Here is a 14,169-nt window from a genome sequence, read left to right on the forward strand (position 1 = left end):
TCTCCTGAATGAGTGAATCACCAAGTCGTCAGCCGGATCGTCTGCCCGCGGTGGACGCCCTCCGCGGCGTCGCGTGCTTGTGGGTCGTGCTCGTCCACACGCAACACACGTTCGGCCTCGCCACCGTTCCCGAGGCGATTGGCCCGCGGGTCTGGGCGAGCTTCGCGCTCACCGGTTACCTCGGCGTGAACCTGTTCCTGGTCCTGTCCGGGTTCTGCCTCGCGTACCCGGTCACGAAACGCGAGTGGCGTCTGGGCCTCCGCGAGTTCGCCGTGCGGCGGTGGTGGCGGATCTACCCGCCCTACGTTGCGGCCCTCGCGGTCTGCTACCTCGTCGCGCTCCGGTTCGGTCCCGACCGGGCGTTCCTCTCGCCGCTCCGCGGGTGGGGCGATCTGCTCGCGCACCTCACCATGACGCACAACCTGGTCCCCGAGTACGCGACGACCGGGGGCGTGGTGTTCTGGACGCTCGCCCTGGAGTGCCAGCTCTACGCCGCGTTCGCCCTTGCCATCGTGCCCGCGGTCCGCGTCGCCGGGGTGTGGTGGGTCGCGGCGGCCGCTCTCGGCTGCTCCCTCCTGTGGACCGCGTGGTGCGTCGGGTCGGACCAGCCGTTCGACCAGGGGTACGGGTTCACGCTGTGGGTGATCGTCGCCCCGGTCGCGCTCGCCCGCCTTCCCCCCGGCACGCCGCCGGCCCTGGTCGCCGTCCCGATCTCCGTGGCAGCGGCCTGGGTGTTCTTCCAGGTCGCTGAGCGGCCGCTGCTCCGGCCGCGTCACGCACCGTAGTAGGCGGCGGTGAGACTCAGTGCCCCGCCGGTCTTGTTCTCCAACCTGATCTGGCCGGAGTTGGCGTACACGTTGACCTTTGATGCCGTGCCCTGGGTGGTGCTAAACTCGGCGTCGGCCGAGACGAGCGTCAGGGTGGCGTTCTCCAGCCGGTACACCGCGCACTTGCTGTTGGTGGCGTCCTTCACGACCACGAGGCCGCACTGCGTGGCCCCGGTGGTGATGTTGGTGTCGAGGGTGCCGTCGTTGGCGGTGGACGTGACCGGGCGGCCGTTGAGCTTGACGAGGCCGGTCGTGGGCGCGTTGGCCACCGTCGCGGCGGCCGTGAAGTCGTACTCCTCAATGGCGTAGGTGTCGTCGCGGACCCGCCGCCGGACCTTCGCGGTCCCGCCCGAGTTCGTCTGCACCTCGCGGTAGTCGCCGTACAGCCCGGCGTCCTCGAAGTTCGAGAACTCGCAGTACATGGACCCGTTGGGGCCGCCGAACGGGTAGGCGCTGTCCCACGCGACGCCCAGCGCCCCGCGCTCGCTGCCGTTCCAACTCAGGTACCGGAGCGCGGAGAACGCCTGCTTGGACCACACGGCCCCGACGTTGTCCCCCCCGTCCCGCGCGAGCAGGTGCTCGCTGCCGGCCCCGAGGCACGCCAGCGACCCGTTCACCGTCACCGCCGCCGTCCCGGTCCAGGAGGCGGCGGCTTCCGCGTAACTGGACCCCACGCTCAGGGGCACGAGCCCGCCAAACACAATGTTCTGGCCGGTCTGAAAGACGGCCCCGATGTCCACGGCGCGGTCGGCGGTGAAGACCGGGAGGTGGCCCGCGCGGGTCGAGTTGGCAATTGTGAGTCCGTACCGGGCGGCCACGTAGGACCGGAGCCCGATCTGGTCCGGGACGCTGGGCACGCTCCCCAGGAAGGCCGCGAGGTACAGGCTCCCGCCGAACGGCTCGGTGCCGCCGTTGTTGGTCCCGAGCCGCAGCACGGCCGAAGAGTAGGCAACGAAAGAGGCGGCCGCGTACTTCACCACCGTGCCGTTCACGCGGAGCGTCAGGCTGGACCCGTCGTAGGCCGCCTCCAGCAGGTACGCGGTCCCGCCCGCGAGCGCGGTCGTGGTGTTGACGTCGGCGTTCTCGCCCAGGAACACGAGGTTGCCGGCGGGGGTCCGGGCAAGGGACCGCCGCTTGCCCGTGACCCCGGCGTCGCCCCAGGAGAGGACGTTCTCGTAGGTCGAGGCCGCCCCCGTGAACTTGCACACCGCCGCGACGTACCACGAGCCGGTCAGGCCCGCCCCGCCCGTGGTCGTGTTGAGGCTGTCGTTCGACTTGTCGAACAGGACGCCGTTGTGACCGTTGAGCCCGTTGGCCCCCGTCTTGAGCAGCGGCCGGTTCGCCCCGGTGGCCTGGGTGAACGCGGAGGTGGACCCGTAACTCAGGGCGAGCGACGACACGGCGTCGCCGTCGCTGCCGGACACGGAGTCCGCGTCTATGAACGCGAGCCACGCCGTGGACGACGGGGCGTAGCTCGCCGGGACCGTGCCGCCGGTGACGACCGAAAGCCCCGCCAGCAGGTTGGCCGCGGTGATCTCGTTGCGAGCCGACGCCTCGCTGCACGGGAACAGGGTGTTCGACGTGACGGTGAGGTTGGTCAGCGCGGTGACGGTGTTATTGAAGCTCACGAGTCAACCCCTCACGATGGCCACCGCATAGGCGATCCGTCGGGCCAGTACATCACCGATCCGTCCGGCCACCGCATCGCGTCCGCCGGAACGCCACCGCTCGGCGGAACGCGAATGCCAAGCCCAATCCCGACCCCAATCCCCATGACGAGCCTCACCGGATGGCCTTAATGTCTCCCGCGATCACCGTGGTCCCCGTCGCCTTCACCTTGGTCACCGCGATGTTGATCCGTTGCGGGTAACCCATCCCGCTCGTGAACGTCCACGTGTCGGTCGCCCCGTCCGCGCCCACGAAGCACACCGCACCGGCCGAGAACACCACGAGTTCTCGCGCGTACTCCCCGACGTAGATCGGGTCAGTGTCCGACGGCACGACGGTCTTGGACCCGTACCCCGGGGCGGTCGTCTCGGTCGATTCGTGAAACAGTCCCGTCTTCATGGCCGACCCCACTCAACGGGTTTCGCGATTCGACCCCACGCCGCCGCCACCACCCGCACCCAGCCGCGCACCGATCACACCTTCGCGGTGCGCGCCCCGACGAACGCGCACACGTTCCCCGGGCTGTCGTCGCTGGTCTTCTCCATGTGCAGCAGCGCCTTCAGCGGCCCGGTCGCCGCGTTCAGCTTGAACACGCTCGCCGGCAGCACGTTCACGCCGTCCACGTACACCTGGATGTCGCTCAGGTCGCGCAGGTCGAACTGCACGAGGAACGGCGTCCCGGCGGTGAAGTCCACCGTCGAGTCCGCGCTCGCGACCGTGGTGGTCCCGTCCTTCGACTGGAAGTTGATGTTCGTGCTCGCGCCGTCGACGTGGCAGAACAGGTGCTCCGTGATGGAGTCGGCGTCGGTCGCGTGCGTGCCGTTGGCCAGGCCGACGTTGATGTCCACCGCGGCCGCGTCGCCGTTGAGGTTCACGCAGACCAGCGCGTCCACGATGGCGATCCCGGCCGGGGCCATGCCCCGCAGCGACAGCGCGTCCGCCTTCTGCGCCTCGGCCGTCGCGCTGAACGCGACCCCGGCCCCGCGGCCGTTGCCCTGTGTGTAGGGGAACCCGGCGGTCTGCACGACCAGCGACTGGAACCCGTGCTCCAGGCTCACGGCGTACTCGGGCTTTACGTTGAGGGCCACGAGGACCGTGGTGGCGGCGCTCGCGGCGTCCTCCTGGCCCGCGCCGAGGTAGAAGTCGCGGTCGTTGCGGTGCAGGAGGTGCGCGGCCGACGCCGAGTAGTCCCAGAACAGGCCGGAGCCGATCAGGGCCACCATCGACGCGGTCTTCGCGACCTTGAAGATGCCGGCGACGTACACGCCGACCACGCCCCCGGCGACCACGTCCGTGGTGAGGACCGCGGCCCGCCCGTCGCGGAGTTGGATCACGTCGCCCGCGGAGTACGCCGCGTCGGCGGTCCAGTCGATCACTTCGCCGCACTGAACGAGTTGTGCCTTCGGCATGGGAGCGCTCCGGTAAGGGGCCTGTGGTCGCGATCGCGGTCGCGGTCTGAGTCGCAGGGGCCGGATTCGAACCGGCGGTCTCCTGGGAATGAACCAGGCGAGATTGACCGCTTCTCTACCCTGCAAGCGGTAGGGCCGGAACCCGCGGGTCGCGCGGGCCGGCCCCGGGTCGTCACTTCGCCGGCGGCTTCTTCGGGTCGGCCGCGGCGAGCAGTTCCTTCAGGTCGGCCACCTCCGCCTCGAGGTCCGCGATCTTCTTCAGGGCCGCGTCGTGGTCGGCCTTCGGGACGGTCGGCACCGCGGGGGCCGGGGCCGGCGCGGGGTGCGCGTGGCCAGCGCCCTGGCCCGGCCGCTCGGCGTGGCCGGCCGACACGAGCGCGTTCGCCTCGACGAACGGGACCGTGGCGACGGTGCCCTTCTTGCCGTACTTGGCGTGGTCCTTCAGCAGTCGCAGCGTGCTCATGGCTGGCCCTTAACGGTGTGTGGTGAGCGGTCGGGTGACGCGGCCCGCGCGATGTGCGGGCCGCCCGGGTGCGGCCCTTACGCCTCGCCCTTGAGCTTGAGCCCGCCGCGGTACTCCTGCTGACGCGCGCCGAAGTCGTGCCAGGCACGGAGCGCCATGCCGAGCCGGTCGGCGTCCATCTCGACGCTCTCGACGGTCGGCATCTCCTGGCCGTCCAGGAAGCACATCTCGATCACCGGCAGGTCCTGCGGGTTGGCCAGCAGGTACCACGCGAGCGCCGAGTACCCGCCGCCCATGTTCGAGTCGTTCAGGTACTCCGACGTGACCTGCTTGAACTTCCGCGCCCACGGGTTCTTCTCGCCGTCGGTCCCGGTGGTGCCGAAGAACTCGGAGTTCATCAGCCGCCACGCCGGGATGTCGTGGGCCGGGGGCACCAGCAGGATGGCCGGCTTGGACCCCAGCTTCTTCCCGTCCGGGTCGGTCTTCGCGGCCCAGATGATCATCGCGGCCGTGAGCCCGGCGTGGCCGAACGCGGTGTCGACGCCGTCGTCGTAGTTCCCGCGGCCGGCGGTCCAGAAAGTCGTGTGGTTGGCCAGGAACGCGGTCCAGAACACGTCGTTGATCTTGAGCGCGCCGCCCCGGCCGAGCCGCTTGGTCGCCCCGGCGAACGCCCCCAGGTCGTCGTTGATCATGTCCCGGCGGTCGATGCCGAGGATCTTGCCGTAGGTGTCGGCCTTGTTCCCGTACGTCTCGTTCCCGAGCGTCGCGTGCTTGAGGAGCCCGCCCGGCGCGACCTTGTCGTACGTCATGTCCCCGGTCAGCGAGTACGACGTCACCTCCTTGAAGTCCGACACGGGGCGGACCGCGCAGATCTCGCGCCACGCCCGCTCGACGAACAGGAACGCCTCCTTCAGCATCTTGTTCGCGACGTTCGACAGGATGCCGCTCACGCTCAGCGTGGACGGCCCGACGGCCAGGCGGCGGTCCCCGAAGTCGTCGGCCTCGCGGAACGCGAGCTTCATCGCGCGGCCGAGGTCGTGCTTGACGCTGTCCCCGCGCCACCCGCGCTGGCGGGCCGCGGTGCCGATGAGTTGGTGCAACCCCATGCCCCGCTTGTGGGTCCGGTCCAGCGCGGTGAGGGTCCGCTCGCTGAACTCCTTCTCGATCGACTGGAGCCCGGCGGCGCGGCACACCGCGGCCTCGACCACCTCGGCGGTCGCCTCCGGCTGCGACGGGGCGTACACGATCGGCCCGGACCCGCGGCTGCACCGCATCATCTCGAGCTCGGCCTTCTGCAGGTCCCACTTGCCGTCGATGGCCAGGCGGCCGATCCGCTCGATCGTGTCCACGCTCACCGGGCTCTCGGCCAGGTACTTCGCGGCCAGTTCGGTGATCGCCTGCTTGCGCCCGTCCTCGCGGCGGCGGGCCTCGAGGATGTCGTCGAGGGTGTCGCCGCTGGCGGTGCCGCCGCCCGGGGCCGGGGCCGGCTTGGGCGTCGGGTCCGGCGCGGGCTTGTTCAGGCTGGCCCGCCACGCGGCCTGGAGCGCCGGCTTCTGCGCCTCGGTCACGGTCTCCGGGTCGAAACTGTTGGCCTTCAGCCAATCGTTGAACTCGTTCATGGCGGTCCCCTTTATTTGGCGTTGGCCAGGGCTTCGATGGTCTTGTCCAGGCTGCGGATGCCGTCGATGAGTTTGAGGGAGAGCGCCTCGGCCGCGCCGAACACGCCCCCGGTGCGGACCGCGGCGAGTTCCGCGGCGGTCAGCCCGCGGCCGGCGCGGACCGCGGCGTCGAACGCGCCCTGGCCGTCGTCGACGATCTTCTGGAAGTGCGCCCGCTGCTCGTCGGTGATGACGCTCCCGGGGACGCCCGCCCCCTTGAGCGGGCCGGTCTTGAACACGAGGGTCTTGATCCCCTCGCGCTCGGCGCTGGCCGACATGTCGTACACGGTCAGCAGCGTGCCGATCGACCCGACGAGCGCCGTCGAGGTGTTCGCGAAGATCATGTCGGCCTGCGACGCCACCCAGTACGCGGCCGACGCGCCAAGGTCGTCGATGTGGGCCCACACCGGCTTGGCCTTCCGCGCGGCCCGCACGTCGGCGGCCAGGTCCGCGGTGCCGGCGGTCGTCCCGCCCGGCGAGTCGATGGCCAGGAGGATGGCCGACACGTTCGGGTCCGCGGCCGCCTGCCGCACGTCGCGGCGCAGTTGGATCGTCGAGGTGCCGCCGAACGACGACGCCTGCTTCATGAGGGTGCCGGTCGCCTTCAGCACGGCGATGCTCTTCCCGCCCCGCGCGGGCAGCGTGGCGTACCCGGCCGGGCGGTCCGGCTGCGGCGCGGCCATGTGCCGCGTCATGTCGACGCCGCGGATCATCTGCCACTGCGCGAGGAACCGCTCGGGCTCGTACGCCCAGCAGCCGAGGTACTCGTCGAAGCGGCGGAACGCCGGGGCCGCGAGGATGGGCTCAATCACGGGCGGGGCCCTCCTCGGCGGGTTCGGCGTCCGGGGCGGGCTTCGGGGTCGCGGGGGCCGCGGTGGGCTGCGCGGGGTTCGCCGGCAGGCCGTGCTTGAGCCGCATCCGCATCTCGCGGGCCTGCTGCTCGATCACCTCTTCCCAGTCCTCGCCCCGCTCGCCCGCGACGTGCTCGAGGGTCGTCTCGCCCGACCGCATCATGATCTCGTGGGCGGTCGCGTCCTTCACCGGGTCGATGCTGCCGAACCCGTCCCACCGCCACTTCCACTTGAACGCGGCCGGGGCCGGGAGGTTCGCCGGCAGGTAGCCGGGGATCAGCACCGCCTCGGCGAGCCACATGCGGAACAGCCGGTCCAGGAGCAGCCGCCGCCACCGGTCCCGGCGGATGCGGTACCCCTGCTGTTCGGGCAACTTGTCCAGGCGGCCGGACGAGAAGTTGTACTCGGCGCTCGAGCCGGTCGCGGTGTTCCGCGCGGCCCCGACCCCGCGGCCGGCCTCGGTGAGCACCTCGCCCTTGAACTCGCGGTACGACGGGGACGGCTGCTCGCTCTTGAACGCCTTCGCCGTCTGCCCGCCGGCCAGCGTGAGCAGCGCGTTACGGGCGAACGGGACCGCGTCCATCGCCTCGAACTCGGGCGCGTCGTCGTCCCCGTCGCCGATCGGGGCGTTCGGGTTCTCGATCACCCCGGCGATCATCGCCGCGAGCTCGGCCGCGCCGAGGCTGGCCAGCGTGTACCGCCGAAGGATCGCGTACAGGGGCAGGCCGGCGGTGAGCGCCGACACCCCCCGGGCCTGGCCGCACCGGTCCGGGTCGTAGAGGTGGAACACCCGCGCCGCCGGGTACCGGTCGTACTCCCAGTGCGCCGCCCAGGAGAGCGAGTCGCCCGGGTGCCGCTTGAGGAAGTGGTACTCGACGGGGTTCCCGTGCTGGTCGAATCGGATGCCGTCCACGGCGTCGCGGTCGGTCGGGTCCAGGTCCGGCGTCGCGCACTGGTCGGCCTCGATCGGCTTCAGATCGAGTTGCACCCCGGCCGGATCGAGCCGCGGGTTCGTGAACGCCGCAGCGAACACTTCCCCCTCGCGGGTCTCCGACTTGTCCATGAGCCGCAACTTGTCGGCCAGGCCGGTCGCGTCGGCCCACTCGTTCCACTTCGCCTCGACGGCCCGCGCGAGCCTCCGCGCCTCGTCGGCGTCGAGCCGCACGTCCACGGTCCGCTGGAAGTCGGCGTCGTTCGCGCTGTACGTCTCGGGCAGCGTGAGTTGGAGGCGCGGGCAAACGCCCACGGTCGCCTCGGCCCGGCCGCGGACGAGCCCGCCCGCGTACCCGTTGTTCTCGCACTCGTACCGCGCCCGGGTCCGGAGCCGGTGCCGCACGAGCGGGCTGTTGGCCGCGTTGGGGCTCAGGGAGTCGGCGGCGGACCAGTGGTTCTTGTTCTCGCCCGTGGTCTGCGCCGCGTCGTAGCGGGAAGCGCGGCCCGAACCACGGGGAGTGGCGCGGGCCGGCTTGTTCGCCGGCGGTCCGGACGTGAACGCGGCCGACTGGCCCGCGTCGGGTTGAGGTGAGCGGCGGCGCATGTCAGGTGCTCCCCGGGGGGACTGCACGCGCCATCTTGATCCGGCCCCACGCCGACGTCCTGCCGGCACTCTCGGCCTTGAACTTGTCACGGACCCGCATGAGCTCGTCGAGCGATCGACCCTGCGCGGACTGGCCGTCCGCCTCGGACTTCAGCGGCAGGGCCGCCTCGGTCACGATCGTCTCGGTGAGGGACTCGATGCTCTCGGTGAGGTCGGGCACTGGGCACCGGCAACGGTGAAAGCGGCGGCAGTTTGGGCTGACACCTTCACCATTGCGCGGGCCGGGGGAGTTGTCGCGGGTCCGGGCGCTCAGTTCGTTGACGCCGGGGGGCAGTAATGACCGGGGGGTATTAGTGCGCCCTTGCGCCGCTCCTCGGTGGTGCAACGGTAGGCGCACGTGGCACAGGCACGGCGGCGCTTGATGACGCCGTTCGCCGTGGCCACGGTCTTCACAACGCCCATCGGCGTGCCGCAGGTGGGACAGGTGAAACCCTTGCTGGTCTTCGTCATCGCGTGCCCCCGTGCTTCTCGCGGTACAGGTCGCTCAGCTTCACCTTCGGGCGCGGAGGCTTCGGCACCGACGGCATCCCGACCGCCGTCGCCACCTCCCACCGCGCTCCCAGCACGCCGGCCGCGACCGCGCACCCCACAACACAGTCCCACAAGTGGTTGTCGCGGTTCGGCCGGGCCTGCCACTTCTCGTACTCGAGGTCGGACGTCCGAGCCGGGCCGCCGAACTCGGCCCCCAGGTGGTCGCAGAGCATCCGGTGGTCGTCCGGGTCCGCCTCGCCCCGCACCCCGCACAGCGTCAGCGGCGCGTACCCGCCGAGGGGGGTCAGGAACCGGTCGGCCACGAACCCCTTCCACTGGTCCGCGTCGAAGATCACCCGCCGCCCGGTCGTGTGCTCGCCCTTCGCGTACCCCCACCGCCACGCGGGCTGGCCCGGCCCGCTCAGCACCTCGCCCGGCATCTCGTTCCACTGCCGCACGAGCCGCCCGGTGCTGCCGACCGAGTGGCCCACCGACGGCCGGAGCAGCGCGGAGTGCGTCCCCGCCTCGCGCACCGCCCGGTGGACGATCTCGGGCTTCCACCCGCGGTCCACGAGGCACAGTTGCACCTTGTGCGGCTCGCCCGTCTCGTGCCGGCGGTACTCGGTCCCCAGGACCATCCGGGTCAGGTCGCGCAGCCCCAGGTACAGCCGCTCGTCGTCGCTCCCGGCCGCGCGGTACACGTCGGCCAGGGTGGGCCGCGCGTCGTCGGCCCGGAAGTACGCCCGGTTCTGCGCGGGGTACGGGCCGTAGTCGATCACGCTCCCCGCGAACCGCCCGTCGAACGCGCACACCGCGTACCACAGGACCGCCTTGCCCACGTCGATGAACGCGGTGAGGGTCGCGCACTCCCGCGGCACCTCGGCCCGCGGCACCCCCGACAGCCGCGCCGCCGTCGCGACCGGCTCCAGCGACCGCATCCCGGGCAGCGCCTGCGTGAGCGGCTCGTTCTGGTACTCCGCGGCGAACGCGATCGGGTTGTCGAGCCGCAGGTTCATCGCGGCCTGGAGCCCGCTGATCTCGCTCTCCGGGTCGAACCGGGCCGGCCACGCGACGACCGCGCCCCGGTCCATCGCCTCGCGGTTCGCCCGGTAGAACTCGGTCGCGTCCTCCCCCTCGCCCCCGGCCCGGAACGACGCCCGCCGCATGTCCGCGTACCGGTCCCACAGGTCCTGCCGCTCGGGGAACTGGTACACCATCCGCATCCGCTCGCCGCGGAACTGCGGGTTCCGGTCCCGGTCCAGCAGCCGCTCGGCCAGGTCGCCCGGGGAGATCACCGTACACGGGATCGCCATCGAGATCGTCTTGCCCGGCCCGGCCAGCCCCTTCACCGCCCCCTTGATCACCTTCTCCCGCTTCTCGCTCTGCCCCAGCGAGTCCGCCGACTCGTCCGTCTGCGGGTCGTCCACGATCGCGAAGTCCGGCCGCAGGCTCTCCCCGCTCGCCGTCGCCGCCTTCATCCCGCGGACCCGGCCCGTGATCCCCGTCACCCGGATCACCGACCCCGACGCCTTCGACCCCTTCACCGTCGGGAACACCGCCTCCTTCTGCGCCCACCCGATCCGGGTCCGCACCCCCCGGCACGTCTGCCCGTTCGCCCGGTTCGTCTGGCCCTCCAGCTTCCGCACCGGGTAGCACACCTCCGGGAAGTCGGCCAGGAGCAGGTCGTTGGTCTCAATCAGCATCTTGATCGAGTCGATGACCTCGACCGCCGCGTCGCTCTCCGCGCCGACGATCGCGACGAACCGCCGGTGCCCGTACAGGACCGCCCACAGTGCCGCCGCCTCGCAGATCGACGTCTTCCCACTCCCGCGCGGCATCGCCAGCGCGAACAGCCCGCCGCGCAGGATCGCCCCTTCGAGGCGGGCCAGGACGGTGAGGTGGTCGTCGCTCCAGGCCATCGCGAACCGCTCGGCGAGGTACGTCTCGCAGAACTCCTTCAGCGACACCCCGCACCGCTTGCGCCGCTTCGGGTTCTTGACCTTCGGCGGCGGACCGATCTCGCGGCCCTTGGTCGAAAGGTCGCGCTGCCGCTCGGCCGCGCGCTCGCGGTGCGCCGAGTACGGGTCCGCAGAGCCGGCCGCGGGCTTGCGAGCCTTCTTCACGGGCGTCGGCGATTTGGGAGGTTTTGTGGGCACGGTCAACCGCCAGAAAGAAAGTCAGTCCCCAAAGCTGGTAGTTCCCGGTGTGGTCAGGAACGGCGCGAGCCTGGGAAGGACCCGGATTGACAAACGTTAGACTGATTCATGTCTATCAGTCGTTTGTCATTCTTTAATTCGATTCGATGACATATGTCGCTCAAAGTTGTCGACAACTTCACGGCACACGGCCACGAACTCTTCGAGGGTCATAGATGACTTGGCGGTGTTGACGTCCATGTGAACGATAGCAAGGTTGCTGAGTTCGTTCAACCCGCCTCGGCTGATAGGCGTGATGTGGTCCACGCTGGCAGTTTCTGGTGATAGCGATCGCCCAGTATAGGCACACCGGAAGTCTTGGCGTTCGAGCAGCTTCATCAACTCGCTTGCCTTAATCGTGCTTTGCAACGCGGAGGGCATATCTACCTTCTCCTCTACGGTTTAAGTTCTTTGAGTGACCAACTGTCCAGATGACCCAAGGTGATCGAACAGATCTCCAGTTTGATTGTTGGCAGTTTTGAGCTAGACGCACCACGGTATCTTTCCACGTGGCTGTTGAGTATCGCCATCGGCTCCTGCGGGCCTGCTTCGCTGCAGAGTCAAGACCACGCAATCTCAGGCTCTTCGTCCACACCTCGCACTTGTTCTGCCATGTTGGCCCAGCTTTGCGCCTCAGGCGAGAAGAGCAAACATGAGCTGCTCGGATCGTGAATCCGTCCCATGACCCCATCACCAGGCGATTCTCGATCTCCCCGAGGGCATCGTCAGCGAGTCGGTCGTAACGTCGCGCGATGTCGGAGCCGGCGCAGTTGTCGGGCACGCGAATCAGAAACCCTGGTTTCGGTCCGTGAGCAAGCATCGTTCGTCCTTCTCGTCGTGGTCCAGGTGGTCCAGGTCAAGTGGTCCAGGTCGAATCCGACTTTTGGGCCACTTATTCGCTGGAAAACAAGGGTGGTCCAGGGTGGTCCAGGTGTTCGGCGGAAACCGTTTTCAACTAAAGAACTGTACTGTTCCTATATAGGTGCGGTGTGTGTGTATTTACCTTTTAGTAAGACCACCTGGACCACCCTGGACCACACAGGGATTTCTAGGCTCCGGGACGTGGACCACGCACCTGGACCGCACCCGGACCACCCCGGACCACTCACGTAAACAACTCCCCAACTTAGAACTCGGATACGAGTCGCAGACCGGTGTACCCGCGGGTCCGTGTTGACCCGTCGCGGGACCGCTTTGCCTGAATATTCGGCATAGCTGCCCGGAGCCTCACCACGAACCGTTCGAGGTGGTCAATGTTCTCCCGGCCGGACTTCCTGCACCACTCGACCCACGCGGAGTACAACTCGGTCTTCGATACGAAGTCCGACTCGTCTTCGGTCACCTCCAGGCGGTCCCGGATGAAGCACCGCATCGGCGAGGTGACGGCCTCGGCCTCGTCGCGGATCTCGGTCGCGGACTCGGGCATGGTAAACTGGCCGTTCTCGCGCAACCGGGTCCACCCGTCCGCGGCCCACAGGAGGATGCCGGGCAACTCGACGAGCAGCTTCTCCAACAACTCGTGGTCCTCGACGCCGAGGAACGACCGGGTGAGGCGCAGGATCACCATGCGGCCGAGGAGCGCGCCGGACGTGTCGCCGAGTTGCGGCATCTCGTTGGAGAGGAACACGAACCGGGTCGGCAGCTTCATGGTGACCGACGTGGCGTACTTCCTGGCGATGGTCCGGTCGTCCTCGCCGCTGATGCTGAGCAGTTCCTCGGTGATGGCCACGGCGTCGGTGCGGCCCGACAGGCGGGCGTCGCCGATCATCGCCACCGGCTTGCCGATCAGGTCCTGGAGCCCGAACTGCTCGGCGAGCTTGCCGAGGGTCGGGGCCGCGACGTTCAGTTCCCCGACCAGCGCCTTGAGGACGCGGCCGATGGTCCCCTTGCCGGCGCGGGGCGGGCCGAGGAGGAGCAGCATCTTGTGGCGCGACGTGTCCGGGGTGATGAGGTAGCCGAACCACTCCTGCAGGCACGCGACGCTCTGCGGGTCGTCGGGCCACAGTTGCGACAGGAAGTTCAGCCACTGCCGCGGGCACGGGGCGTCCGGTTCGAAGTCGAACGCGACCCGGTTGAAGCTGAAGAACTTCGGGGTGGACCGGGTGAACGCCGAGTCGAGCCCAGCGACCAGCGACGGCAGGTGGACGAGCCCGTTCTTCGCCGCGACCAGTTCGGCGGCCGGCGGCCCGTCCCCGAGCCAGCACGGCGGGCTCTTGGTGGAGGGGATGGCCACGAGCCCGCGGACGGCCTGGAGCACGTCGGACACGAGGTTGCGGCTGACGCGGCGCTTGGTCGGGACCTTCTCCTTGTCCCTGGCGTCGGGCGACTTCTCCGCGTTGTTCGTGTACACCTGGATGCGGGCCAGGTGGGTCCGCATGAACTCGTTCTCGGTCCACGAGGACAGTTGGCCGCGCAGTTCGTCCTCGCTGATGGTGGAGTACGCGCCGCTGATCCAGAGGCAGAACTCGCCGGCCCAGTAACGGAGCCGGCACCCGTCCGGGTGGTCGAACCGTTCGAGGAACTGGCGGGCGAGCTTGTACGGGTCGTCATCCTCGACGCCGATCGTCGTGGTTGCGGTCGCGGGCCGGTGCGAGCCGTCGTCACCGGGGTCGTCGCCCGCCGCACCGGTCCCTTGGCCCTCCGACGGCGGGCGCGGGGGAGCGGGGGGCGAGCCGGGAGGCGTGGGCGGGCCGGCGGCCGGGAACGCCGGGGCGAGCGGGCCGAGCAGCCCGGGGATGATGAGGTCGGCCGGGTGCGGGCCGGTGCGGGCGGCGGCCGCGGCGACGGCGGCGTGGGGGTTCTCCGCGTCGCGCAGCCACCCGCGGGCATTGTTGGCGTCCGCCCGGCTCATGGCGTCGCGGCACTTCTTCCGCAGTTCCGACTCGGACCACGGCGGCTGGCACCGCGGGTTGTAGTGCTCGGCCAGGATTGAGTACCCCGTGTCCTCGCCGAGGTCGAACCCCCAGCAGACGACGCGGGCCGCGCGCATGGCGGCGGCCGAGCCCCGGGAACCCTGGATCGCTTCCGGGA

The 14,169-nt window shown here is 69.8% G+C and carries 12 protein-coding genes and 1 tRNA gene; 1 reads left to right on the top strand and 12 read right to left on the bottom strand.

Annotated features, from left to right (window positions below):
• Positions 1–50: 50 nt before the first annotated feature.
• The gene (locus ACTIGN_RS11965) at positions 51–785 is read left to right on the top strand and encodes an acyltransferase family protein (protein ID WP_439624077.1); all 735 of its coding nucleotides are present in this window, start codon (positions 51–53) and stop codon (positions 783–785) included.
• Here the strand turns inward: ACTIGN_RS11965 and ACTIGN_RS11970 are convergent.
• The 12 genes from ACTIGN_RS11970 to ACTIGN_RS12025 form a co-directional block, all read right to left on the bottom strand.
• Positions 773–2,455, bottom strand: a complete 1,683-nt coding sequence (locus ACTIGN_RS11970; protein WP_439624079.1) for a hypothetical protein — start codon at positions 2,453–2,455, stop codon at positions 773–775. The two genes, ACTIGN_RS11965 and ACTIGN_RS11970, sit on opposite strands and share 13 nt — an antisense overlap.
• A gap of 154 nt (positions 2,456–2,609) precedes the next feature.
• Positions 2,610–2,894 carry a spike base protein, RCAP_Rcc01079 family gene (locus ACTIGN_RS11975; RefSeq protein ID WP_439624081.1) on the bottom strand — a complete coding sequence of 95 codons (285 nt, stop codon included), beginning with the start codon at positions 2,892–2,894 and terminating at the stop codon, positions 2,610–2,612.
• Positions 2,895–2,968: 74 nt separating this feature from the next.
• Positions 2,969–3,904 carry a capsid cement protein gene (locus ACTIGN_RS11980; protein WP_439624083.1) on the bottom strand — a complete coding sequence of 312 codons (936 nt, stop codon included), beginning with the start codon at positions 3,902–3,904 and terminating at the stop codon, positions 2,969–2,971.
• 51 nt (positions 3,905–3,955) lie between these two features.
• A tRNA-Met gene (locus tag ACTIGN_RS11985) sits at positions 3,956–4,029 on the bottom strand.
• Between the two features lie 47 nt (positions 4,030–4,076).
• Positions 4,077–4,367 carry a hypothetical protein gene (locus ACTIGN_RS11990; RefSeq protein WP_439624085.1) on the bottom strand — a complete coding sequence of 97 codons (291 nt, stop codon included), beginning with the start codon at positions 4,365–4,367 and terminating at the stop codon, positions 4,077–4,079.
• A gap of 77 nt (positions 4,368–4,444) precedes the next feature.
• Complete coding sequence (locus ACTIGN_RS11995) at positions 4,445–5,986, bottom strand: phage major capsid protein (RefSeq protein WP_439624087.1); 1,542 nt, start codon at positions 5,984–5,986, stop codon at positions 4,445–4,447.
• Between the two features lie 11 nt (positions 5,987–5,997).
• A complete protein-coding gene (locus tag ACTIGN_RS12000) occupies positions 5,998–6,837 on the bottom strand; it encodes a S49 family peptidase (protein ID WP_439624089.1) in 840 nt (279 codons plus the stop codon).
• Positions 6,830–8,413: a phage portal protein gene (locus ACTIGN_RS12005; protein ID WP_439624091.1), complete on the bottom strand. Its 1,584-nt coding sequence runs from the start codon at positions 8,411–8,413 to the stop codon at positions 6,830–6,832. The genes ACTIGN_RS12000 and ACTIGN_RS12005 overlap by 8 nt, the downstream gene beginning before the upstream one ends.
• Before the next feature lies 1 nt (position 8,414).
• Entirely contained in the window at positions 8,415–8,633 is a 219-nt protein-coding gene (locus tag ACTIGN_RS12010; RefSeq protein ID WP_439624093.1) for a hypothetical protein, read from the bottom strand.
• A gap of 286 nt (positions 8,634–8,919) precedes the next feature.
• Positions 8,920–11,067: a hypothetical protein gene (locus tag ACTIGN_RS12015; protein ID WP_439624095.1), complete on the bottom strand. Its 2,148-nt coding sequence runs from the start codon at positions 11,065–11,067 to the stop codon at positions 8,920–8,922.
• A 159-nt stretch (positions 11,068–11,226) separates the two neighbouring features.
• A complete protein-coding gene (locus tag ACTIGN_RS12020; protein ID WP_439624097.1) occupies positions 11,227–11,520 on the bottom strand; it encodes an HNH endonuclease in 294 nt (97 codons plus the stop codon).
• 745 nt (positions 11,521–12,265) lie between these two features.
• The gene (locus ACTIGN_RS12025; RefSeq protein WP_439624223.1) at positions 12,266–14,128 is read right to left on the bottom strand and encodes a DNA primase family protein; all 1,863 of its coding nucleotides are present in this window, start codon (positions 14,126–14,128) and stop codon (positions 12,266–12,268) included.
• Positions 14,129–14,169 lie beyond the last annotated feature (41 nt).

Source organism: Gemmata sp. (assembly GCF_051859125.1).
In the GTDB taxonomy this organism is placed as follows: domain Bacteria; phylum Planctomycetota; class Planctomycetia; order Gemmatales; family Gemmataceae; genus Gemmata.

Bases quoted from the DNA above. Each gene is read 5' to 3' on its own strand.
- ACTIGN_RS12005 (WP_439624091.1), bottom strand. From the start codon at position 8,413: ATGCGCCGCCGCTCACCTCAACCCGACGCGGGCCAGTCGGCCGCGTTC.
- ACTIGN_RS12025 (WP_439624223.1), bottom strand. From the start codon at position 14,128: ATGCGCGCGGCCCGCGTCGTCTGCTGGGGGTTCGACCTCGGCGAGGAC.
- ACTIGN_RS11980 (WP_439624083.1), bottom strand. From the start codon at position 3,904: ATGCCGAAGGCACAACTCGTTCAGTGCGGCGAAGTGATCGACTGGACC.
- ACTIGN_RS11995 (WP_439624087.1), bottom strand. From the start codon at position 5,986: ATGAACGAGTTCAACGATTGGCTGAAGGCCAACAGTTTCGACCCGGAG.
- ACTIGN_RS11990 (WP_439624085.1), bottom strand. From the start codon at position 4,367: ATGAGCACGCTGCGACTGCTGAAGGACCACGCCAAGTACGGCAAGAAG.
- ACTIGN_RS11975 (WP_439624081.1), bottom strand. From the start codon at position 2,894: ATGAAGACGGGACTGTTTCACGAATCGACCGAGACGACCGCCCCGGGG.
- ACTIGN_RS12020 (WP_439624097.1), bottom strand. From the start codon at position 11,520: ATGCCCTCCGCGTTGCAAAGCACGATTAAGGCAAGCGAGTTGATGAAG.